Origin of the sequence: Streptomyces sp. NPDC090741 (assembly GCF_044769045.1) — a bacterium.
GTDB lineage: Bacteria > Actinomycetota > Actinomycetes > Streptomycetales > Streptomycetaceae > Streptomyces.
Genome location: NZ_JBIVXF010000001.1, coordinates 247024 through 266990, shown reverse-complemented (window position 1 = coordinate 266990; position 19967 = coordinate 247024). Strand labels below are relative to the sequence as shown.

Sequence of the window (19967 nt, the reverse complement as noted above, 5' to 3'; positions counted from 1 at the left end):
GGTGCTCTGCTACCCGGACCGCCGATCCGCCCTCCGCGCCGGGGCCGCGGCCGCCGTCGGCGCCCTCACCGCCGCCTGCGGCACGGACGCCCGTACGCCCGCCGGCCCGCCCGCCGAGGCGCCCTCGGCGAAACCCGCCCCCGTCCGGGCCGCCGCCGCCCCGCGCCGGTTCCCCGGCCAGCCCGACGAGATCGCGCACGGTCCGCGCGACCGCCCCCTGGTCGCCCTCACCTTCCACGGCAACGGGGACCCCGCCATCGCCCGGGCGGTACTGGCCGAGGCGGAGAGAGCGGGCGCGCGGGTCACCGTGCTGGCGATCGGCAGCTGGCTCGACGCCCACCCGGACATGGCCCGCCGGGTCCTGGACGGCGGCCACGAGCTCGGCAACCACACCCAGCGCCACCTCGCGATCAACGACATGCCCGAGGCGGAGGCCCACGCCGAGATCACCGGCTGCGCCCAGCGGCTGAAGCGGCTCACCGGCTCCATCGGCACCTGGTTCCGGCCCTCCCAGACCCAGTACGCCACCCCGCTCGTCAAGGAGCTGGCCCGGCGGGCGGGCTACCCGCACGTCCTCTCGTACGACGTGGACTCCCTCGACTTCACCTCGCCCGGCGCCGCGGCCGTCATCCGCACCGTCACCGGGACGATCCACGGCGGATCGGTGGTGAGCCTGCACTTCGGCTACGCGGACACGGTCGACGCGATGCCGCCCCTCCTCGAAGAACTCGCGCGCCGCAAGCTGCGCGCGGTGACCACCACGGAGCTGCTGACCTCATGACGACCACCCGCCTTCCCCGGAAGGCCACCGTGCTGCTGGCCGGTCTGGTCCTCGCCGCCCTGGCCGGCTGCGGAGCTGCCGACAAGGAGCCCGCCGAGGCACTCGGCTCCGCGGCCCCGGCCCGTCAGCCCGTCAAGGCCGTCCCGGCCGTACCGCCCGGCCTGGCCGGCATGCCGCCGCTCCTCGACCCGAAGGACGTGTACGCGGCCGACCGGCCGAACAACCTCTCGCCGCTGGTCAAGGACTTCCCGTCGCGCGTCTACGTGCCGAACACCACCTCCAACACGGTGTCCGTCATCGACCCGAAGACGTACAAGGTCATCGACACCATCCCGGTCGGGATCCAGCCCCAGCACGTCGTCCCGTCCTGGGACATGAAGACCCTGTGGGTCAACAACAACCGCGGCCACACGCTCACCCCGATCAACCCGGCCACCGGCGAGGCGGGTGAGCCGGTCGAGGTGCACGACCCGTACAACCTGTACTTCACGCCGAACGGCAAGTACGCGGTCGTGATGGCGTCCATGGACCGCGAGCTGGTCTTCCGCGATCCGCACACGATGACCCGGGTGAAGACGGTCCCGGTGACCTGCTTCGGGGTCAACCACGCGGACTTCTCCGCCGACGGCCGGTACTTCATCGTGAGCTGCGAGTTCTCCGGCGAGCTCCTCAAGGTCGACACCGAGAAGATGGAGGTCGTCGGCCAGCAGAAACTGCCGTTCGAGGGCGCGATGCCGCAGGACGTGAAGGTCTCCCCGGACGGGAAGACCTTCTACGTCGCGGACATGATGGCGAACGGCATGTGGGTGCTCAGCGGGGACAAGTTCGACATCCCCAAGCTGCTGCCCACCGGCAAGGGCACGCACGGCCTGTACGTGAGCCGCGACTCCAGGGAGATGTACATCTCCAACCGGGGCGAGGGCAGCATCTCCGTCTTCGACTTCAAGCAGAACAAGCTCACGAAGAAGTGGGAGCTGCCGGAAGGCGGCAGCCCGGACATGGGCGGCGTCTCCGCCGACGGCAAGGTGCTGTGGCTGTCGGGGCGCTACAACTCCGAGGTCTACGCGATCGACACGGCGACCGGTCAGCAGCTCGCCAAGATCCGGGTGGGCGGCGGCCCGCACGGCCTGGCCGTCTACCCGCAGCCGGGCCGCTACTCGCTCGGCCACACGGGGATCTTCCGCTAGGCCGTGTCTTTTGGATCAGGCCGGATCGGCCGCGGGCCCGGCCTGATCCGTAAGACACCCCCTAGGTCACGGCGCCGGGACCCGCGGGAGGGGCCGGGCCGGGCTGCCGCTACCCTTGGCCGGTCAACAAGCACCGAGAAGGGGTGGATCCCAGTGGCTGACATCGAGAGCGCGCGGGCGACGTTCGGCAAGTTCGACGCGGACGGTGACGGCTTCGTCACGGCGGACGAGTACAGCGCGGCCATGAAGGCGATGGGCGACGCGTTCGTCACCGGCGCCGTCGCGGACGCCGTGATCGCCGCCAAGGACGCGAACGGCGACGGCCGCATGAGCTTCGACGAGTTCTGGACCGCCCTGAACAAGTAAGCCAGCCCTTGCGAGAGCCCCCGTACCGCCCTCCTGCCGGGCGGGCGGGGGCTCTGCCTTGGTCAGGCCATGTCCTCGACCTCGGCCAGGGCCTCCTCCAGCCAGCGCAGCCAGAACGTCTCCAGGCCGGTGCCGCCGTGCAGGACGAGCCGCCGCAGCCGGTCCTCGTCGGAGTCCCGCCCCGGCGGGAAGTCCTTCTCCTCGATGGCCTCGTAGACCGCCAGCTGCCGCCGGTGCAGCTCCAGATGGCGCCGCAGCTCCGCGGCCAGCCCGTGCGGCCCCACCACGGCGGCCGCCCGGATCCGCAGCAGCAGCGGATCCCGGATGGCCTTCGGGTCCTGGCTCTCGCCGACCCACCGCGCCAGCTCCGCGCTGCCGGCGTCCAGGACCTCGTACTGCTTCTTCTGCCCCCGTACGGGCACCTCGCTGGGCAGCGCCCGGATCAGCCCGGCCTCCTCCAGCCGGCCGAGCTCGCGGTAGATCTGCTGATGCGTCGCGGACCAGAAGTATCCGATCGACTTGTCGAACCGCCGCGTCAGCTCCAGCCCCGACGAGGGCTTCTCCATCAGGGCGGTGAGGATGGCGTGCGGCAGCGACATGCGGCCATCCTAGGGATGCCGGCGCCGGTGCCGGCCGCTACTGCCAGGCGGACAGGGCTTCCGGGGTCTTCGGACCCGGGGCCTGGGGGGCCAGGAGGGCGTGGGCGCGGAGGAAGGACGCCACCGCCGGGGACCAGGCCTGGCGCAGCCCTGCCGAGGCCAGGAGCTGCGGGTCCGACAGGAGGGTCTGCGCCGGGCCCGTGCGGATGCCCGACGGGGTCAGGACCGCCGCGTCGTCGGCCCAGCGGACCGCCAGGTCGACGTCGTGCGTGGCCATCACCACCGTGGTGCCGGCCGCGCGCAGCCCCGCCAGGACGTCCAGCAGGCGCTCCTGCCCGTCCGGGTCCAGGCCCGCCGTCGGCTCGTCCAGGATCAGCACCCGGGGAGCCATCGCCACCGCCCCCGCGATCGCCGCGCGCTTGCGCTGGCCGTACGAGAGCAGGTGCGTCGGGCGGTCCCGCAGCGCCGTGATGTCCAGCGCGGCGAGCGCCGAGTCCACCCGGGCGCGGACCTCGTCCGCCGCCAGCCCCAGGTTCATCGGGCCGAACGACACGTCCTGCTCGACCGAGGCCGCGAACAGCTGGTCGTCCGGGTCCTGGACGACCAGCTGCACCGCCGAGCGCAGGCGGGTCAGCCCCGCCCGGTCGTACGAGACCGCCGTGCCGTCGAGGCGCAGCGAGCCCGAGCCGGGCCGCAGGCCCCCGCTCAGCAGCCGCATCAGCGTGGTCTTTCCGCTGCCGTTGCGGCCGAGCAGGACCAGCGCCCGGCCCTCGGCGATGGCGAAGTCCACGTCGGCGAGGACCACCGGGCCGTCCGCGTACGCGTAGCCGGCGCCGGCCAGTTCCACCAACGGGTTCGAGCGGTCCAACGGGTTCACGGGTACAGCCCCTTCAGGGTGAGGGTCAGGGTGATCAGGGCCGCCAGCAGGGCCCCCGACGCCGCCAGGAACCGCCACGACAGGGCCGCCTCCGGTACGAGGACCCGCAGCGCGCCGTCGTAGCCGCGCCCGGCCAGGCCCTCCTGGAGCCGCGCCGCGCGATCGAAGGCCCGTACGAAGGAGGTCGCGGCGAGCCCGGCCAGCGAACGCCACAGCGCCGCCCGCCCGGACTGGCCGAGGCGGGCCGCCTGGGCGCGCCGGACCTGGGCCATCGAGTCCAGCAGCAGGAAGCCGATGCGGTACATGACCAGGGCCACGTCCACCACCGGCGCCGGGACCCCGGCCCGGACCAGCCGGGGCAGGACGTCCGAGACGGGGGTGGTGAAGGCGAACAGCAGCACTCCGAGGGAGGCCGCCGAGGTCCGCAGCAGCAACTCGGCGGCATGCCGGGGGCCGTCGGGCGCGAGCGAGACGAACCCGGCCGGGCCGCCGACGGCGACGAGCAGCGGCAGCGCGCCGGTGAAGCAGAAGCCCAGCGGGATCCGGAAGGCCCGCCACAGTTGCCGCCCGGCCACGCCCGCCGGGCCGAGGAGCACGGCCAGGGTGGCGGCGGCGACCAGCGGCCCGCCGGGCCAGGGCGGCAGGCACACGGCGGTGACCGTCAGCCCGAGTCCCAGCAGGGCCTTCTCCAAGGGATGGCGGCGGCGCCACCGACTGCCGTGCGCCGCCACGTCGATCGGCAGCACCGGCTACGACTCCGCGGCGGCGGGATCCGCCGTCGGAGCCGGGCCCGCGGGGAGACCCGCGGCACTCGCGGCAGCGGCGGCAGCGGCGGCAGCAGCGGCCTGGCGGCGGCCCTTGCGGACGCCGAAGTAGTACGCGAGCACGCCCGCGCCCAGTGCCGCCTGGAGGGCGAACAGCGCCGACTCCACTTCCGCCGAGGGGGGTTCGTACAGCGGCGAGAACCACGGCTCGTAGTCCGGCTTCAGCTCGGTGATCGCCGTCTCCGCCTGCGCGTCGGCGCCCGTGAACGGCTCCTCCTTGCCCTCGCCCATACCCAGCGCGATCGGCAGTACGGCAAGCATCGCCACGAGGAGCAGCAGCAGGCCGTTGATCTTCGCGTTCCGGCTCATCGGACCGTCGCCTCCTGCCCGCTGCGCCCGCTCAGCTTCGCCACGCCCAGCCGGACCAGGTCCGACTTGCTCGACTGCATCAGCAGCCGCATCACGAGCACCGTCAGCAGCCCCTCGCTCACCGCGAGCGGGATCTGGGTGACCGCGAAGATGCCTCCGAACTTCGCGAGGGCGCCCGCGAACCCGGTACCCGGGTCGGGGAAGGCCAGCGCCAGCTGCACGGAGGTCACGCAGTAGGTGACCAGGTCGGCGAAGAAGGCGCCGAAGAAGACGGTCACCATCAGCGGGACGGCGAAGCGCTTCAGCAGCAGGTAGACCCCGTACCCCGCCCAGGGCCCGGCGATCGCCATCGAGAAGACGTTCGCGCCGAGGGTGGTCAGCCCGCCGTGCGCCAGCAGCAGCGCCTGGAAGAGCAGGGTGATCGTGCCGAGCACCGCCATGATCGGCGGCCGGAACAGGATCGCCCCGAGCCCGGTCCCGGTGGGGTGCGAGCAACTGCCCGTCACCGACGGGATCTTCAAGGCGGACAGGACGAAAGTGAATGCTCCGGACGCCCCGAGCAGCAGCGTGCTCTCCGGGTTCGCCTTCACCTCGCGGGTGAGGGCGCGGACACCGTGGACGACGAACGGAGCGGACGCGGCGCCCCAGGCGACCGCGTGCAAAGGGGGCAGGAACCCCTCGGCTATATGCATGTGTGGGGAGACCTCTCCAGCACCTCGTGGATGGACGACGCGCCTCGGCCGGTCTCCTGGCTCACGGGTGCTGATGCCCTGGCTCCGCCTTCCCGGGCGGTGCGGAACCTCCCGCGCCGCCCAGTGGCTTCCCGCAGGATGGAGCCGGACTTCCCGTTCACAGTGGCGAGGGCCGCACCGGTCTTCCACCGGTTTCCCGAACACCAAGGCCCGTTGACCCTAGTCGGACGGACGGACCGGCACCAACCCGGCCCGAACGGGTGCGGTCCGGTGGCGGCCCCGGCCGCCGCCGTGCAGGCTGGCGGGGTGGCCGCCGCATACGACTACTCCGACCTGACCGCCGTCTACGTCAACTGCACCCTCAAGCGCTCGCCCGAGACGAGCAACACCGAGGGCCTGATCGACCGGAGCCGCGCGGTCATGGAGGCGGCCGGCGCCCGGACTTCGCTCATCCGCGCAGTCGACCACGACATCGCCACCGGCGTCTGGCCCGACATGACCGAGCACGGCTGGGAAACCGACCAGTGGCCGGTCCTGTACAGCCAGATCATGGACGCCGACATCCTCGTGCTGTGCGGCCCGATCTGGCTCGGCGACAACAGCTCCGTGATGAAGCAGGTCATCGAGCGGCTCTACGCCTGCTCCTCGATCCTGAACGAGCAGGGGCAGTACGCCTATTACGGGCGCGTCGGCGGCGCGCTCATCACCGGAAACGAGGACGGGGTGAAGCACTGCGCCATGAACGTCCTCTACAGCCTCCAGCACCTCGGCTACGCGATCCCGCCGCAGGCCGACGCGGGCTGGATCGGCGAGGCCGGGCCCGGGCCCTCGTACCTCGACCCCGGCTCGGGCGGTCCCGAGAACGACTTCACCAACCGGAACACCACCTTCATGTCCTGGAACCTCATGCACCTGGCCGCCCTGCTCAAGCGCGCGGGCGGCATCCCGGCGCACGGGAACCAGCGCTCGGAGTGGGACGCCGGCTGCCGCTTCGACTTCCCGAACCCCGAGCACCGCTGAGCCAGGAGAACCGGAATCCTCATGCCTGGGTCGGGTCTGCCGGACCCGGCACCCGGGCGAGGGCCTCCCGGAGGATCCGGCCGATGTCGGGCACCGTGATGCCCATGGCGCGCAGTCAGTCGACGGTCTGGACCAGAGGAGCCCTGACGCGCTCCGCGCAGGCGAGCAGGTCCTGCAAGGACAGCAACGGCTGCCCCTTCAACGACCGCGACGCGACCTGGGCGGCGTACACGCTCGTCCCGCAGATCGGCGACATGGTCAAGTCGGTGGCCGGGGCCCGCGGCACCGACTACATGGACCTGCGCGACGCGCTGGCCGGGCACGAGTTGTGCTCGCTCGGCACGGAGCAGGTGGGCCCGAGCGGCCCGGACGCGCGCCAGGACGAGTGGTTCCGCTTCCTGGACCACGCGAACACGCAAGGCACGCTGGAGGAGTCCATGCACCCGAATGCCCACGGGCAGGGGGCCCTGGCCGCCTGCCTCGGACTGGGTGGGCGCGGCCGGGCCGGGCCGGGCCGGACGCGTGCACGCAGGACTGGTTCGGCAACGGGGACCCGGGCCGGATGCGGATCCGCCCGGTGGGCTGATCCGGTGGAGCGGGCGCGGGCGGGCACCCGGTGGCACCCGCCCGCGCCTCGCCCCCACCCCTACCGGCACACGTTGCGGTGCGCGACGTCCAGCACGAACCGCTCGGGCGCGTGCAGCTTGAAGGAGCTGACGGAGGGCTTGGCGCCGAAGGCGGCGCCGAAGGTTACGTACCCCTCGAAGTCGCCGGTCAGCGCGAGGCCCTTCAGCTGCGGCAGATGGATCTTGACCAGCTTCGGGCCGTGGTACGTGCTGTCGCCCGCGCGGTCGTGCGCCGCGGCGGGATGCAGCCGGATCTCCAGGAAGTACTTCCCGGCCAGCGGGACGGGTGCGCCGGACCCGTCGTGGACCAGCCGGGGGACGCGGGTGACGGTGGCCTGGGGGACGTATCCCCGCAGGTCGATGACGATGCGGTCGTACGTGCAGTGCCCGCCCCAGCGGGCGTTCACGACGAGCGGCGTGGGCGTGGGCGTGGGCCGAACGGCGGCCGAGGCCGGTGCGGCGAGGGTGATCCCGGCGGTGAGCAGCGCACCTGTGGCGAGGGCCACGAGCTGTCGGCGGCGGAGGTGGTTCATGACGTCCCCCTGGTTCTTCGGAGGCGGGGACCGGTGTCACTGCTGAGGACACTCCCGGCAGGCTCACGGTTGCACCCAAACCGGACCAAACCAAAAGGAAAAGTACTCAATCCTCCCCTATCGGGGCAGGAGGGTGCTGAGCTCGGCGTCGAGGTCGTAGTGCCGCCGCTCCTCGCCCCGCGGCACCAGACCGACCAGCCGCCGGCACAGCGCCCGTACGTCCTTCGCCCGGGCGGACACCACGCAGCTCTGCGCGCCGTTGCTGAAGGCGAGGAAGACCCGCGGCTCCCCGCCCTGCCACCGCGGCCACACCTGGATGTCCCCCTCGCCCGTCGCGCAGATCTCCCCGTCGAGCAGCAGGTCCCGGGAGAACACCCAGCGCGCCAGGTGCATCCCGGCGCCCCGGAAGTCGAGCGCCAGCTCGTAGGGCCGGTCGCGGCGGTACGTGAAGGCCCCGCACACCGGCACGGGCTCGGGCGAGGCCTCCAGCCGGAGCGGGAGGACGCGGTACTCGATGCCGTCCATGCGCTGCGCCTCTCTGTCGTGTCCCGGCCGGGGGGCTTGTGGCCCTCTCGGGCCCCCTCGGGCAAGCTAGCCCACCCCGCGGCCGCCCCCGCGGGCCGAAGGTCCCGACCCCGGGGGCCGCTGGGCCCGTCTTCTCACAGGAACCGGGCGGGCACGCGAAGGGGCCCGCCCTCCGGGGGGAGGGCGGGCCGCCGCGTCACCGGTCCGTTACGGGACGGGGTTGAACACGAACGAGTCGTTGGACTGCCCGATGGCGGTGAACCCGGCGCCGTTGGCCTGGGCGCCGTTGCTCTGGTTGGAGGCCCCGGAGCCCGTGGCGATCTGCTGGGTGGTGGAGGAGTTGCCGACGTTGCTGCCGGCGACCCCGCTGCCGAGGATCTCGCCGACGGCGGCGTTGGACGAGACGCCCGCACCGGCTCCGTTGTCGGCCTGGGCCGTGCCCGCGAAGAGCGCGACGGCGAAGGGGAGCGCTGCGACAGCCGCCAGGACACGGATGCTGCGGTTGCTTGCCATGATGAAGTCCTCCAGTGCACAAAAAGGCTGCGGTCCAAGGCGGTTGGCCGACCGCCGGGGGTGTGGCCGCGACGTCACGTGATCACCATGGCGCATGTGATCATGGAGAAACCAGCCCGGGGCGGAGGGTTCGCCCTCAAGCGTGATCAACTCGCACCAAACCTCAATTGGCCTGCGAATTCACCGTGTTGTGGACGCCGGAGGGGCCCGGCGCACCGCGCCGGGCCCCTCCTTCTTCATGCGTGCCGGATCAAAGGGTCAGCATTCGATGACGTTGACCGCCAGGCCGCCGCGGGCGGTTTCCTTGTACTTGACCTTCATGTCGGCGCCGGTCTCCTTCATGGTCTTGATGACCTTGTCGAGGGAGACCTTGTGGGTGCCGTCGCCGCGCATGGCCATCTTGGCCGCGGTGACGGCCTTGACCGCCGCCATGCCGTTGCGCTCGATGCACGGGATCTGGACGAGGCCGCCGACCGGGTCGCAGGTCAGGCCAAGGTTGTGCTCCATGCCGATCTCGGCCGCGTTCTCCACCTGCTCCGGGGTGCAGCCCAGGACCTCGGCGAGGGCGCCCGCCGCCATCGAGCAGGCCGAGCCGACCTCGCCCTGGCAGCCGACCTCGGCGCCGGAGATCGAGGCGTTCTCCTTGAAGAGCAGGCCGATCGCACCGGCCGCCAGCAGGAAGCGGACCACGCCCTCCTCGTCGGCGCCCGGCACGAAGTTCACGTAGTAGTGCAGGACCGCCGGGATGATGCCCGCGGCGCCGTTCGTCGGGGCGGTGACCACCCGGCCGCCGGCCGCGTTCTCCTCGTTCACGGCCATCGCGTAGAGGGTGATCCACTCCATCGACAGCGCCTGCGGGTCGCCCTCGGAGCGGAGCTTGCGGGCGGTGTTCGCGGCCCGGCGCCGGACCTTCAGGCCGCCCGGCAGGATGCCCTCACGCGACATGCCGCGCCCGACGCACGCCTGCATGACCCGCCAGATCTCCAGCAGGCCCTCGCGGATCTCCTCCTCGGTGCGCCAGGCCTTCTCGTTCTCCAGCATCATCGCGGAGATCGACAGGCCGCTCTCCCGGGCCATGCGCAGCATCTCGTCGCCACTGCGGAAGGGGTACTTCAGCACCGTGTCATCGAGCTTGATCCGGTCCTCGCCGACCGCGTCCTCGTCCACCACGAAGCCGCCGCCGACCGAGTAGTACGTCTTCTCCAGCAGTGGGGCGCCCGCGGCGTCGTACGCGAAGAGCGTCATGCCGTTCGCGTGGTACGGCAGGGACCGGCGGCGGTGCAGGATCAGCTGGCTCGGCTCGTCGAAGGCGATCTCGTGCGCGGCCCCTATCTCGGTGCCGAGCAGGCGCAGGCGGCCCGTCGTGCGGATGCGCTCCACCTCGGCGTCGGCCGTCTCCACGTTCACCGAGCGGGGGGAGTGGCCCTCCAGGCCCAGCAGCACCGCCTTGGGCGTGCCGTGGCCGTGGCCGGTCGCGCCGAGGGACCCGTACAGCTCCGCCCGGACGGCCGCGGTCTGGGCGAGTACGCCGTCCTTCTTCAGCCGGGTCACGAACATGCGGGCGGCCCGCATCGGGCCGACCGTGTGGGAGGAGGAGGGGCCGATGCCGATGGAGAAGAGATCGAAGACGGAGATGGCCACGGTGGCGGACTCCCTTGTCTGCTCGCGGGGTGGGAGGGGGCAGGAGCGGTGGTGCGGGTGGTTCGGGGGCTTCGGGGGTTTCGAGAGGGGTGATTGTTCGGATTTTGTCCGACAGACGAGCTTAACGTGGTGAAGTGAACGGTTCGTCTGCCGGACCGGGTGCGCGAGGTTGCGGTTAGGCGTGGGTCAGGTCACGTTCCCGCTCCACGGCGGCGTCTACGGACGGCTTTGGTCATGCGAAGGGCCCGGCCCTGTGCAATACGGGGCCGGGCCCTTCCAGGCCGGCGCTTAGAGCGTCGGGTACAGCGGGAACTTCGCGGCGAGCGCGGAGACGCGCGCCTTGAGGTCCTCGCTGTCGTACGCGGGCTTGAGCGCCTGCGCGATGATCTCGGCGACCTCGGTGAAGGCCTCGGCGTCGAAACCGCGGGTGGCCAGCGCCGGCGTACCGATCCGCAGACCCGAGGTGACCATCGGCGGCCGCGGGTCGTTCGGGATCGCGTTGCGGTTGACCGTGATGCCGACCTCGTGGAGGCGGTCCTCGGCCTGCTGGCCGTCCAGCTCGGAGTTGCGCAGGTCGACCAGGACCAGGTGCACGTCGGTGCCACCGGTCAGGACGTCCACGCCCACGGCCTTGACGTCGTCCTGGACCAGACGGGCGGCGAGGATCTTCGCACCCTCCAGGGTGCGCTCCTGGCGCTCCTTGAACTCGGGCGAGGCCGCCACCTTGAAGGAGACCGCCTTGGCCGCGATCACGTGCTCCAGCGGGCCGCCCTGCTGACCGGGGAAGACCGCGGAGTTGATCTTCTTGGCCAGCTCCTGCGTCGACAGGATGACACCGCCGCGCGGACCGCCGAGGGTCTTGTGCGTGGTGGTGGTCACGACGTGGGCGTGCGGCACCGGGTTCGGGTGCAGGCCCGCGGCCACCAGGCCGGCAAAGTGCGCCATGTCGACCATCAGGTACGCGCCGACCTCGTCCGCGATGCGGCGGAAGGCGGCGAAGTCCAGCTGGCGCGGGTAGGCGGACCAGCCGGCGACGATCAGCTGCGGCTTGGACTCCTTGGCGAGGCGCTCGACCTCGGCCATGTCGACCCGGCCGGTCTCGTCGACGTGGTACGGGACCACGTTGTAGAGCTTGCCGGAGAAGTTGATCTTCATGCCGTGGGTCAGGTGACCGCCGTGGGCCAGGTTCAGGCCCATGATCGTGTCGCCCGGCTTCAGCAGCGCGAACATCGCGGCGGCGTTCGCCTGCGCACCGGAGTGCGGCTGGACGTTCGCGGCCTCGGCGCCGAACAGCTCCTTGATGCGGTCGATCGCGATCTGCTCGACCACGTCGACGTGCTCGCAGCCGCCGTAGTAACGGCGGCCCGGGTAGCCCTCGGCGTACTTGTTGGTCAGGACCGAGCCCTGGGCCTCCATGACGGCGACCGGAGCGAAGTTCTCCGACGCGATCATTTCCAGGGTGGACTGCTGGCGGGCGAGCTCGGCGTCGACGGCGGCGGCGACGTCCGGGTCGAGCTCGTGGAGGGGGGTGTTCAGAACAGACATCAGGATCCCCTGTGGTCAGTTGCCGGCGGTGAGCGTGGCGTACTCCTCGGCGGAGAGCAGGTCGGCCGGCTCCTCCGCGATACGCACCTTGAACAGCCAGCCGCCCTCGAACGGAGCGGTGTTCACGAGCGCCGGGTCGTCCACGACGTCCTGGTTGAACTCGACCACCTCGCCGGAGACGGGGGAGTACAGGTCGCTGACGGACTTGGTCGACTCCAGTTCGCCGCAGGTCTCGCCCGCGGTCACCGTGTCACCGACCTCGGGGAGCTGGGCGTAGACGACGTCACCGAGCGCGTTGGCCGCGAACTCCGTGATGCCGACCGTCGCGACGCCGTCCTCGGCGTCCGACAGCCACTCGTGCTCCTTGCTGTAACGCAGCTGCTGGGGGTTGCTCATGACCTGATTCTCCTGGATGCGGGGGAGTGCGAACGAACAGTGGTCTTGCGGACCGAGACGGCCGGTACGGGGCCGGGGACGGCGCCCGTACGGGACCGCCGCGGCACCGGTACGGCGTACGGAGTTACTTCTGCCGCTTGTAGAACGGCAGGGCCACGACCTCGTACGGCTCATGCGTACCGCGAATGTCCACGCCGACGCCGGAGGTGCCGGGCGCGGCGTGCGCCGCGTCCACGTAAGCCATCGCGATCGGCTTGCCCAGCGTCGGGGACGGGGCGCCCGAGGTGACCTCGCCGACGACCTGGCCGTCGGCCACGACGGGGAACCCGGCGCGCGGGACGCGGCGGCCCTCGGCGATCAGGCCGACGAGCTTGCGGGGCGGGTTCGTCGTGGCGCGCTCGGCGGCGGCCTCCAGGGCGGCGCGGCCCACGAACTCGCCCTCCTTCTCGAACTTCACGACCCGGCCCAGCCCCGCGTCGAACGGGGTCAGGGAGGTGGTCAGCTCGTGCCCGTACAGCGGCATGCCCGCCTCCAGCCGCAGCGTGTCGCGGCAGGACAGGCCGGCCGGCACCAGGCCGACGCCCTCGCCGGCCTTGGTCAGCGCCTGCCACAGCTCGACGGCGTGCGCAGGGGCGACGAACAGCTCGAAGCCGTCCTCGCCCGTGTAGCCCGTACGCGCGATCAGCGCGGGCACGCCCGCGACCGTGCCCGGCAGGCCGGCGTAGTACTTCAGCCCGTCCAGGTCGGCGTCGGTGAGGGAGGCGAGGATGCCGGGGGACTCCGGGCCCTGCACGGCGATCAGCGCGTACGCGTCACGGTCGTCGCGGACCTCGGTGTCGAAGCCGGCGGCGCGCTCGGTCAGGGCGTCCAGGACGACCTGGGCGTTGGAGGCGTTCGCGACGACCATGTACTCGGTCTCGCCCAGGCGGTAGACGATCAGGTCGTCGACGATCCCGCCGTCCTCCTGGCAGATGTGCGTGTAGCGGGCGCGGCCGACGCCGACGGTGGAGATGTTGCCGACCAGCGCGTAGTCGAGGGCCTTGACGGCCTCCGGGCCGGTCAGCGTGATCTCGCCCATGTGGGAGAGGTCGAAGAGGCCGGCCTTGGTCCGGACGGCGTTGTGCTCGTCGCGCTCACTGCCGTACCGCAGGGGCATGTCCCAGCCCGCGAAATCGGTCATGGTCGCACCGAGCGAACGGTGCAGCGCGTCGAGGGCGGTCAGGCGGGGGGCAGTGCTCATGGGTGTGGCTCCCGGGTCCCAGGGCATGACATGACGAGGACGTTCCTCCCCATCTGTCATCGGAACCTGAGAGGTTCGCCGAGAGTTCCCGGTCGGACCCGGGGAACGTCGACTTGCACCTTGGGTGGAGCACACGCGGATGCCGTCGCGGTGGACGGCGGCGCGGCTCGCTTTTCAGATCTGCCTCATCCACGCGGTACGGGGCCTGAGAGATTCAAGGGAGGTACTTGCTCCTTCGGCGCCCGGGCACCGCCTCGCGGCGTGCCGGGACTCTCCCGCGCGGATTCAAGCGGCCGGTATGCAGTTGGTCCAGATGGCGCACATCATTGCACGCCGTCCGGGCGATCGGGGGTGCGGGCCCGAAAGAACGTACGGAGGGACGTACGGGGGAACGTACGGAGGGACGTACGGAGGGACGGATGCGGCCGGGATGCGCCGACCGGAACCGGGGGTGCCGGATTACCGTCTCTTTACACTCAGTGGGCATGGGGCCCCTGCGGGGCCCGATTGGGGGAGGCGATCACTGTGCGGAGATTCGGAGTGCTGGCGTTGACCGGGACGGGATCCGTGGACGCGGCGGCGACGGCGGCGACGGTGACGGCGACGGTGCGGAGGGCGTGCGCCGAGGGCGCTCCCGTACGCGACCTGCGCGGCCGGGGCGCGCACGGACCGCAGTGGCTCGGCTTCGCGGAAGGGGACATCGTCGTGGTGTCCGGCCTGCCGGGCGGCGGCAAGAGCACGCTGATCAAGCGGGCCGCCGAGGACGGCGGCATCGACTCCCAGGACGTGCGCGAGCGCTGGGAGCGCCGGATGCCGAGGGCGCTGCCGTATGCGGTGTATCGGCCGCTGGTCCGCTTCGCCCACTACTGGGGGCTCTGGCGGACCCTGCGCTCCGGCGCCTCGGCGGTGGTCCACGACTGCGGAACGCAGACGTGGGTCCGCAGCCTGCTGGCCGCGGCCGCGCGGCGCCGGGGCCGGGCCCTGCACCTGCTGCTGCTGGACACCAGCCCGGAGGAGGCGCTGGCAGGGCAGGCGGCGCGGGGGCGGGGGGTGTCGGCGTACGCCTTCGCCCGCCACCGGGGAGCGGTGGCCCGGCTGCTGCGCGACGCGGAATCGGGCCGCCTCCCGGCGGGCTGCACCTCGGCCGTGCTCCTGGACCGCGGCTCGGCGGCCCGCGTGACCCGCATAGCGTTCCGGCGGCCGTAGACGCCCGTAGACGCCCGTAGACGCCCGTAGGCGCCCGTAGGCGGCCGCGGAGCGCCGAGGGCCGGCCGGTCGGGGCCCCCGGCGGCGGTGTCGGTCCGAGCCGTTAACCTCGGGCCGACAGCATGGGGCGAAACAGCGGAGGCGTACATGCAGGGCGGCGGCTGGCCGGACAACGAGCTGGAGCAGGTGCTCGGGGCGGCGCTCGGGCAGGCGGACGCCGGCGCCCGGATCGTCGAGGTGCTCGGCCGCAGCCGGCTCTGGGTGCCGCTGCCCGGCGGTGGCGGCCCGGACGCGGCCGGCGGCCTCACGCTGCCCACCATGGAGATCAACGGGGCGCCGTACGTGCCCGTGTACAGCTCCGAGGCCCAGTTCCGCGCCTGCGCCGGCCCCGCCATGGACTTCGCCGTGGCCCCCGCCGTCGAGTTCGCCCGCGGCCTGCCCCCGCAGCTCGGCATCGCCGTGAACCCCGAGGGCGCCGTCGGCGTCCCGCTGCCCCCGCCCGCCGTCGCGGAGCTCTGCCGCACCGGCCGGACCCCCCTCGACGGCCCCGCCACCGGCGGCCGCGTCCGGCTCTACGAGCCCGACTGGCAGGAGGACCCGGTGGACTTCCTGGCCGTCGCCGCCGAGGAGTTCCGTGCCACCGGCGTGGTCGCCGCCGCCCACCGCTGCCTGGCCAGCGTCGAGGGCGGGGCCCCGGAGCTCTACATCGGTGTCCGGCTGCTGGGATGGGAGCCCGAGATGCGGAACGCCCCGATGGACGCCCTCGGCCGGGCCCTGGCCCGCGTGGCGCCGCCCTGGCCCGTGCAGTTGATCCTCCTCGACGCCGCGCAGGACCCGGTGGTCGACTTCATCGCCGAGCGCGTACGCCCCTTCTACCTCGCCTAGCGCCGCTTAAGCTGGGTGCCGATACGGGTGGACGGGCGGACGAAGAGGGGTACCGGGTGAGTGCGTCAGGCACGGCCGCGGCCGGGCAGGTCGAGCACATGATGCGCCAGGTGACGCCCGGGCGCTTCGAGAGCTACGAGTCGCTTCTGCACGCCCTCGCCGAGGGCCGCCTGTGGATGCTGCTCTGGCAGGGGCAGCCGGGCTCCCCGGACGCCCAGTACGGCGGCATGGAGGTCGAGGGGCTCGGGTACGCGCCCTGCGTGACCTCCCCCCAGGAGCTGGCCGCCAGCGGCTGGAACCGGGGCTACGAGGTGATCACCGGCCGGGACGTCTCCCGCGCCCTCTACCCGGACCGCTGGGGCCTGTGGCTCAACCCGCACGCCCAGGGCGGCGGCCTCGGCATCCCCTGGGCCGACCTGCGCCGCATCGCCACCGGGCTCGACCGGATGCCGGCCGGCCCGCTGCGGCTGTCCGAGCCCGCCCTGGAGCTCCCGCAGTTCTACGGGCTGCTGACCCAGCACGCGCACCGCACCCCCGCCGTGCGCTCGCTGCGCCGCGCCTGGGTGCAGCCCTCGCTGGGCTCGCCCTACCTCGCGGTGGGGCTCGACCTGTACGACGCCTCCGCGCCCGCGCTGGAATCCGTACGGGAGATGATGCGCCAGTCGGTCGGCGCGGTGCCCGAGGGCGTGCCGGTGTGCACGGTGGCGCTGGCGGACGAGCACGACCCCGTCGCGATGTGGCTGCGCGCCCAGACGCGCCCCTTCTACGACCGCGAGGGCCAGGCTCCGGTCTACTGACCAGGCTCCCGGTCCACTGACCAGGCTCCCGGTCCACTGACCGGGCTCCCGGTCCACTGACCGGGCTCCCGGTCCACTGACCGGGACGGCCGTATCGAGCCAACCGAGGCCGCGGGGAACGACCGTTCCCCGCGGCCTTCGACTTGTCCGGATTTCGTCGGCCTTGTGGGCCCAAAAGGCATGTTCCTGGCGCGAGTTGGGCGCCATGTCCGATTGTGTACCGAACGGACGGTCTTGATCCGCTCAGGCGAGAGCGAAGTCCGGATAACGGGAACCCGACCCTCACATCACGGTTGCGCATCCATTCATCTGCGGGTCTGGCGGCTGATCGCAGCGCCGATGAAGACTCCCCACCCAAGAGCCGGTCAGTCCTCCAAGGCCCGGTTCGGCAACTGATTTTTTTCTTGTCGCTCCGCACGGCACTTCCCGCAATTCCTGCACCTCACACGCGTCCTGCGTGTCACCACGCACTCCGAGCGCCACTCCGCACCAACGCCGCCACAGCGGCGGGCATGGGCCGGCAACCCGTCGGCCGAGAGGGGTCCCCACCACGATGACGGCACCACTGCATGACACGAGCGCGGAATCACCCGCACCCGTGTCCGTAGCCGACGTCCCAGCCAAGGCCATCGAAGGCCGCTCGCCCGGCCGCATCGCCTGGATGCGGCTCAAGCGCGACAAGGTCGCGCTGACCGGCGGCGTGGTCGTGATCTTCCTGATCCTGGTGGCGGTCTTCGCACCGCAGATCGTGAGCCTGCTGGGCCACCCGCCCAACGAGTTCCACGAGGACCTGATCGACCCGGACCTCGGCACGCCGCTCGGCTCCTTCGGCGGCATGAGCTCCGACTTCCTGCTCGGCGTCGAACCCACCAACGGCCGCGACGTGTTCAGCCGGATCGTCTACGGCGCCCGCATCTCGCTGGTCGTCGCGTTCCTGTCGGCCTTCGTGTCGGTCACGATAGGCAGCCTGCTCGGCGCGCTCGCCGGGTTCATCGGCGGCTGGGTCGACGGCATCATCAGCCGCGTGATGGACCTGCTGCTGGCCTTCCCGCAGCTGCTGTTCACCATCGCCCTGGTCTCCGTCGTCCCCAACTCCCTCTGGGGGTTCTCGGGTTCGGGCGTCCGGATGGGCGTACTGATCGTCGTGATCGGCTTCTTCGGCTGGCCCTACATCGGCCGTATCGTGCGCGGCCAGACGATCTCCCTGCGGGAGCGCGAGTACGTCGAGGCGGCGCGCAGCCTCGGCGCCGGGCGCGGCTACATCCTCATCAAGGAGCTGCTGCCCAACCTGGTCGCGCCGATCCTCGTCTACTCGACGCTGCTCATCCCGACCAACATCCTGACGGAGGCGGCCCTCAGCTTCCTCGGTGCCGGTGTCAAGCCGCCCACCGCCTCCTGGGGAAAGATGCTGTCCGACGCCATCCCCATCTACCAGGACGACCCCGCGTACATGGTGGTCCCCGGTATCACGATCTTCATCACCGTCCTGGCGTTCAACCTCTTCGGGGACGGGCTGCGCGACGCACTCGATCCCAAGGGCAGCTGAACCGCTTCAACGATTCACCCACCAATGGAGGTTGGACCAACGTGATCCGCAGAAAGCAGGCATTCGCGATCACCGCCGTGATCGCCGCCCTGTCCCTGACCGCCGCGTGCGGTGGCAGTGACAGCGGCAAGAAGACCGAGGGCAAGGGCGGCGCCGCCTTCAACGCCGCCACCACCGGCATGGTGAACCCCTCGGACGCCAAGGGCGGGGAGCTCAAGCTCTGGTCGCCGCAGGACGTCGACTACCTCGACCCGGCGCGTGCCTACTACGGCTTCGTGTGGGACATCCAGCGCCTCTACGTGCGCCAGCTGCTCGCGTACGACAGCAAGCCGGGCAAGGACGGCAGCAAGATCGTCCCGGACCTCGCCGAGGCCCTGCCGGTCCTGAGCAACGAGGGCAAGACGTACACCCTCAAGATCAAGGACGGCGTGAAGTTCGAGGACGGCACGCCGATCACCTCGAAGGACTTCAAGTACGGCATCGAGCGCGTCTTCGCGCAGGACGTGCTGTCCGGCGGCCCCACCTACCTGATCGACATCCTCGACCAGGGCCAGAAGTACCCCGGCCCGTACAAGGACACCGACCCCAACAAGATGGGTCTGAAGTCCGTCGAGACGCCGGACGACAAGACGATCGTCTTCAACCTGGCGAGCGCCAACTCCGACTTCAGCTACCTGCTGGCCATGCCGTCCTCCTCGCCGGTCCCGGCGGCCAAGGACACGGGCGCGACGTACACCAACAAGCCGGTCTCCACCGGCCCGTACAAGGTCGAGAGCTTCACCGCGAGCAAGGGCGCGACCTTCGTCCGCAACGAGAACTGGGACCCGAAGACCGACACGATCCGCAAGGGTCTGCCGGACAAGGTCGCCTTCACGGTGACCACCAACCCGGACGACATGGACGCGCGTCTGCTGTCGGGCGACATCGACCTCGCCATCGACGGCACGGGCATGCAGCAGGCCGGCAAGAACAAGGTCCTCAAGGACGAGAAGCTGAAGCAGAACGCGGACAACCCGTTCACGGGTTACATCCGCTACTTCGCCTTCCCGACCACGGTCGCGCCGTTCGACAACATCGAGTGCCGCAAGGCCGTCATCCTCGCGGCCGACCCGAAGTCCCTGCAGACCGCCCGCGGCGGCCCGACCAGCGGTGACCTCGGCGCGAACATGCTGCCGCCCGGCATCCCCGGTGCCGACAAGAGCTACGACCCCTTCAACCTGACCAAGGGCGAGCCGCAGGAGGCCAAGGCCAAGGAGGCCCTCAAGGCCTGTGGCAAGCCGGACGGGTTCGAGACCACCATCGCGGTGCGCAACAACCGCGCCCCCGAGGTGAAGACGGCCGAGTCCCTGCAGGCCTCGCTCGCCAAGGTCGGCATCAAGGTCACCATCGACCAGTACGACGGCAAGCTCTCCTCCTCCGTGATCGGTTCGCCCGAGAACGTGAAGAAGAAGAACTACGGCATCATCGTGATGGGCTGGGGCGCCGACTACAACTCCGGCTCGGGCTTCCTCCAGCCGCTCGTCGACGGATCGTTCATCCAGCCCAACGGCAACAACAACTACACGATGATCAACGACCCGGAGATCAACCAGCTCTTCAAGACGGCTGCCGCCGCCGCGACTCCGGAAGCCGCCGCCCCGTTCTACACGGACATCAACAAGAAGGTCATGGAGAAGGCGCTCTACCTTCCCATCAACTTCGACAAGGCCTTCGTCTACCACAACCCGCGTCTGACGAACGTCTACTTCAACGACTCCATGGGCAAGATCGACCTCGCCACGGTCGGTATCGCCGCCAAGTAAACCGACCGGCACGAGTCGTCGAGTCGTCACGTAACAACAGGCAAGTGCCTTCACCGC

General features: G+C 71.2%; 22 protein-coding genes and 2 riboswitches. Of the genes, 9 read left to right on the top strand and 13 right to left on the bottom strand.

Annotation, left to right across the window (positions count from 1 at the left end; all coding sequences use genetic code 11):
- Position 1 precedes the first annotated feature (1 nt).
- The 3 genes from ACIQU4_RS01220 to ACIQU4_RS01210 all read left to right on the top strand — a co-directional run bounded on the left by ACIQU4_RS01220 (position 2) and on the right by ACIQU4_RS01210 (position 2334).
- Positions 2–781 (top strand): polysaccharide deacetylase family protein, encoded by a 780-nt coding sequence (locus tag ACIQU4_RS01220; RefSeq protein WP_403724278.1) that lies wholly within the window; start codon positions 2–4, stop codon positions 779–781.
- Positions 778–1968, top strand: a complete 1191-nt coding sequence (locus ACIQU4_RS01215) for a YncE family protein (protein WP_403724275.1) — start codon at positions 778–780, stop codon at positions 1966–1968. Before ACIQU4_RS01220 ends, ACIQU4_RS01215 begins: the two co-directional genes overlap by 4 nt.
- A gap of 153 nt (positions 1969–2121) precedes the next feature.
- Positions 2122–2334, top strand: a complete 213-nt coding sequence (locus ACIQU4_RS01210) for an EF-hand domain-containing protein (RefSeq protein ID WP_403724272.1) — start codon at positions 2122–2124, stop codon at positions 2332–2334.
- A 62-nt stretch (positions 2335–2396) separates the two neighbouring features.
- On the opposite strand, the gene ACIQU4_RS01205 is transcribed toward ACIQU4_RS01210, so the two are convergent.
- The 5 genes from ACIQU4_RS01205 to ACIQU4_RS01185 are packed head-to-tail and all read right to left on the bottom strand — an operon-like array spanning position 2397 to position 5635.
- On the bottom strand, positions 2397–2933 hold the full coding sequence (locus ACIQU4_RS01205) for a PadR family transcriptional regulator (RefSeq protein WP_385588156.1): 537 nt from the start codon (positions 2931–2933) through the stop codon (positions 2397–2399).
- A gap of 37 nt (positions 2934–2970) precedes the next feature.
- Positions 2971–3810: an energy-coupling factor ABC transporter ATP-binding protein gene (locus ACIQU4_RS01200; protein WP_403724269.1), complete on the bottom strand. Its 840-nt coding sequence runs from the start codon at positions 3808–3810 to the stop codon at positions 2971–2973.
- Positions 3807–4556 (bottom strand): cobalt ECF transporter T component CbiQ, encoded by a 750-nt coding sequence (cbiQ, locus tag ACIQU4_RS01195; protein WP_403724266.1) that lies wholly within the window; start codon positions 4554–4556, stop codon positions 3807–3809. The genes ACIQU4_RS01200 and cbiQ overlap by 4 nt, the downstream gene beginning before the upstream one ends.
- 3 nt (positions 4557–4559) lie before the next feature.
- Entirely contained in the window at positions 4560–4943 is a 384-nt protein-coding gene (locus tag ACIQU4_RS01190; RefSeq protein WP_403724263.1) for an energy-coupling factor ABC transporter substrate-binding protein, read from the bottom strand.
- Positions 4940–5635, bottom strand: coding sequence for an energy-coupling factor ABC transporter permease (locus ACIQU4_RS01185; protein WP_403724261.1), 696 nt, complete (start codon positions 5633–5635; stop codon positions 4940–4942). Before ACIQU4_RS01185 ends, ACIQU4_RS01190 begins: the two co-directional genes overlap by 4 nt.
- A gap of 28 nt (positions 5636–5663) precedes the next feature.
- Positions 5664–5858: riboswitch (cobalamin riboswitch) on the bottom strand.
- A gap of 47 nt (positions 5859–5905) precedes the next feature.
- On the opposite strand from ACIQU4_RS01185, the gene ACIQU4_RS01180 reads away from it, so the two are divergent.
- Positions 5906–6655 (top strand): flavodoxin family protein, encoded by a 750-nt coding sequence (locus ACIQU4_RS01180; RefSeq protein WP_403724258.1) that lies wholly within the window; start codon positions 5906–5908, stop codon positions 6653–6655.
- Positions 6656–6770: 115 nt separating this feature from the next.
- Here ACIQU4_RS01180 and ACIQU4_RS01175 read toward each other — a convergent pair whose 3' ends face one another.
- The 8 genes from ACIQU4_RS01175 to gcvT all read right to left on the bottom strand — a co-directional run bounded on the left by ACIQU4_RS01175 (position 6771) and on the right by gcvT (position 13674).
- Positions 6771–6911: a hypothetical protein gene (locus tag ACIQU4_RS01175; protein WP_403724255.1), complete on the bottom strand. Its 141-nt coding sequence runs from the start codon at positions 6909–6911 to the stop codon at positions 6771–6773.
- 390 nt (positions 6912–7301) lie between these two features.
- On the bottom strand, positions 7302–7814 hold the full coding sequence (locus tag ACIQU4_RS01170) for a hypothetical protein (RefSeq protein WP_403724253.1): 513 nt from the start codon (positions 7812–7814) through the stop codon (positions 7302–7304).
- A gap of 117 nt (positions 7815–7931) precedes the next feature.
- Entirely contained in the window at positions 7932–8339 is a 408-nt protein-coding gene (locus ACIQU4_RS01165) for an SsgA family sporulation/cell division regulator (protein ID WP_403724251.1), read from the bottom strand.
- Positions 8340–8546: 207 nt separating this feature from the next.
- Entirely contained in the window at positions 8547–8852 is a 306-nt protein-coding gene (locus ACIQU4_RS01160) for a hypothetical protein (RefSeq protein WP_403724248.1), read from the bottom strand.
- A gap of 258 nt (positions 8853–9110) precedes the next feature.
- Positions 9111–10493, bottom strand: a complete 1383-nt coding sequence (locus ACIQU4_RS01155; protein ID WP_403724246.1) for an L-serine ammonia-lyase — start codon at positions 10491–10493, stop codon at positions 9111–9113.
- Between the two features lie 288 nt (positions 10494–10781).
- Positions 10782–12038, bottom strand: coding sequence for a serine hydroxymethyltransferase (gene glyA / locus ACIQU4_RS01150; RefSeq protein WP_403724243.1), 1257 nt, complete (start codon positions 12036–12038; stop codon positions 10782–10784).
- Positions 12039–12053: 15 nt separating this feature from the next.
- A complete protein-coding gene (gene gcvH / locus ACIQU4_RS01145) occupies positions 12054–12434 on the bottom strand; it encodes a glycine cleavage system protein GcvH (protein ID WP_403724240.1) in 381 nt (126 codons plus the stop codon).
- A gap of 124 nt (positions 12435–12558) precedes the next feature.
- Complete coding sequence (gene gcvT / locus ACIQU4_RS01140; protein ID WP_403724237.1) at positions 12559–13674, bottom strand: glycine cleavage system aminomethyltransferase GcvT; 1116 nt, start codon at positions 13672–13674, stop codon at positions 12559–12561.
- Between the two features lie 184 nt (positions 13675–13858).
- Positions 13859–13962, bottom strand: a riboswitch (glycine riboswitch).
- A 231-nt stretch (positions 13963–14193) separates the two neighbouring features.
- On the opposite strand from gcvT, the gene ACIQU4_RS01135 reads away from it, so the two are divergent.
- The 5 genes from ACIQU4_RS01135 to ACIQU4_RS01115 all read left to right on the top strand — a co-directional run bounded on the left by ACIQU4_RS01135 (position 14194) and on the right by ACIQU4_RS01115 (position 19910).
- Positions 14194–14880 (top strand): AAA family ATPase, encoded by a 687-nt coding sequence (locus tag ACIQU4_RS01135; RefSeq protein WP_403725898.1) that lies wholly within the window; start codon positions 14194–14196, stop codon positions 14878–14880.
- Between the two features lie 147 nt (positions 14881–15027).
- A complete protein-coding gene (locus tag ACIQU4_RS01130) occupies positions 15028–15765 on the top strand; it encodes an enhanced serine sensitivity protein SseB (protein ID WP_403724235.1) in 738 nt (245 codons plus the stop codon).
- A gap of 56 nt (positions 15766–15821) precedes the next feature.
- Complete coding sequence (locus tag ACIQU4_RS01125; protein WP_403724233.1) at positions 15822–16562, top strand: enhanced serine sensitivity protein SseB C-terminal domain-containing protein; 741 nt, start codon at positions 15822–15824, stop codon at positions 16560–16562.
- A gap of 553 nt (positions 16563–17115) precedes the next feature.
- On the top strand, positions 17116–18108 hold the full coding sequence (locus ACIQU4_RS01120; RefSeq protein WP_403724231.1) for an ABC transporter permease: 993 nt from the start codon (positions 17116–17118) through the stop codon (positions 18106–18108).
- A 41-nt stretch (positions 18109–18149) separates the two neighbouring features.
- Positions 18150–19910 carry an ABC transporter substrate-binding protein gene (locus tag ACIQU4_RS01115; RefSeq protein ID WP_403724228.1) on the top strand — a complete coding sequence of 587 codons (1761 nt, stop codon included), beginning with the start codon at positions 18150–18152 and terminating at the stop codon, positions 19908–19910.
- The last annotated feature ends 57 nt before the right edge of the window (positions 19911–19967 follow it).

Excerpts from the sequence above, each read along its gene's own strand:
- ACIQU4_RS01215 (WP_403724275.1), top strand. The coding sequence starts at position 778 with ATGACGACCACCCGCCTTCCCCGGAAGGCCACCGTGCTGCTGGCCGGT.
- ACIQU4_RS01205 (WP_385588156.1), bottom strand. The coding sequence starts at position 2,933 with ATGTCGCTGCCGCACGCCATCCTCACCGCCCTGATGGAGAAGCCCTCG.
- ACIQU4_RS01190 (WP_403724263.1), bottom strand. The coding sequence starts at position 4,943 with ATGAGCCGGAACGCGAAGATCAACGGCCTGCTGCTGCTCCTCGTGGCG.
- ACIQU4_RS01185 (WP_403724261.1), bottom strand. The coding sequence starts at position 5,635 with ATGCATATAGCCGAGGGGTTCCTGCCCCCTTTGCACGCGGTCGCCTGG.
- ACIQU4_RS01175 (WP_403724255.1), bottom strand. The coding sequence starts at position 6,911 with ATGTCGCCGATCTGCGGGACGAGCGTGTACGCCGCCCAGGTCGCGTCG.
- ACIQU4_RS01170 (WP_403724253.1), bottom strand. The coding sequence starts at position 7,814 with ATGAACCACCTCCGCCGCCGACAGCTCGTGGCCCTCGCCACAGGTGCG.
- ACIQU4_RS01165 (WP_403724251.1), bottom strand. The coding sequence starts at position 8,339 with ATGGACGGCATCGAGTACCGCGTCCTCCCGCTCCGGCTGGAGGCCTCG.
- ACIQU4_RS01160 (WP_403724248.1), bottom strand. The coding sequence starts at position 8,852 with ATGGCAAGCAACCGCAGCATCCGTGTCCTGGCGGCTGTCGCAGCGCTC.
- glyA (WP_403724243.1), bottom strand. The coding sequence starts at position 12,038 with ATGTCTGTTCTGAACACCCCCCTCCACGAGCTCGACCCGGACGTCGCC.
- gcvH (WP_403724240.1), bottom strand. The coding sequence starts at position 12,434 with ATGAGCAACCCCCAGCAGCTGCGTTACAGCAAGGAGCACGAGTGGCTG.
- gcvT (WP_403724237.1), bottom strand. The coding sequence starts at position 13,674 with ATGAGCACTGCCCCCCGCCTGACCGCCCTCGACGCGCTGCACCGTTCG.
- ACIQU4_RS01130 (WP_403724235.1), top strand. The coding sequence starts at position 15,028 with ATGCAGGGCGGCGGCTGGCCGGACAACGAGCTGGAGCAGGTGCTCGGG.
- ACIQU4_RS01120 (WP_403724231.1), top strand. The coding sequence starts at position 17,116 with ATGACGGCACCACTGCATGACACGAGCGCGGAATCACCCGCACCCGTG.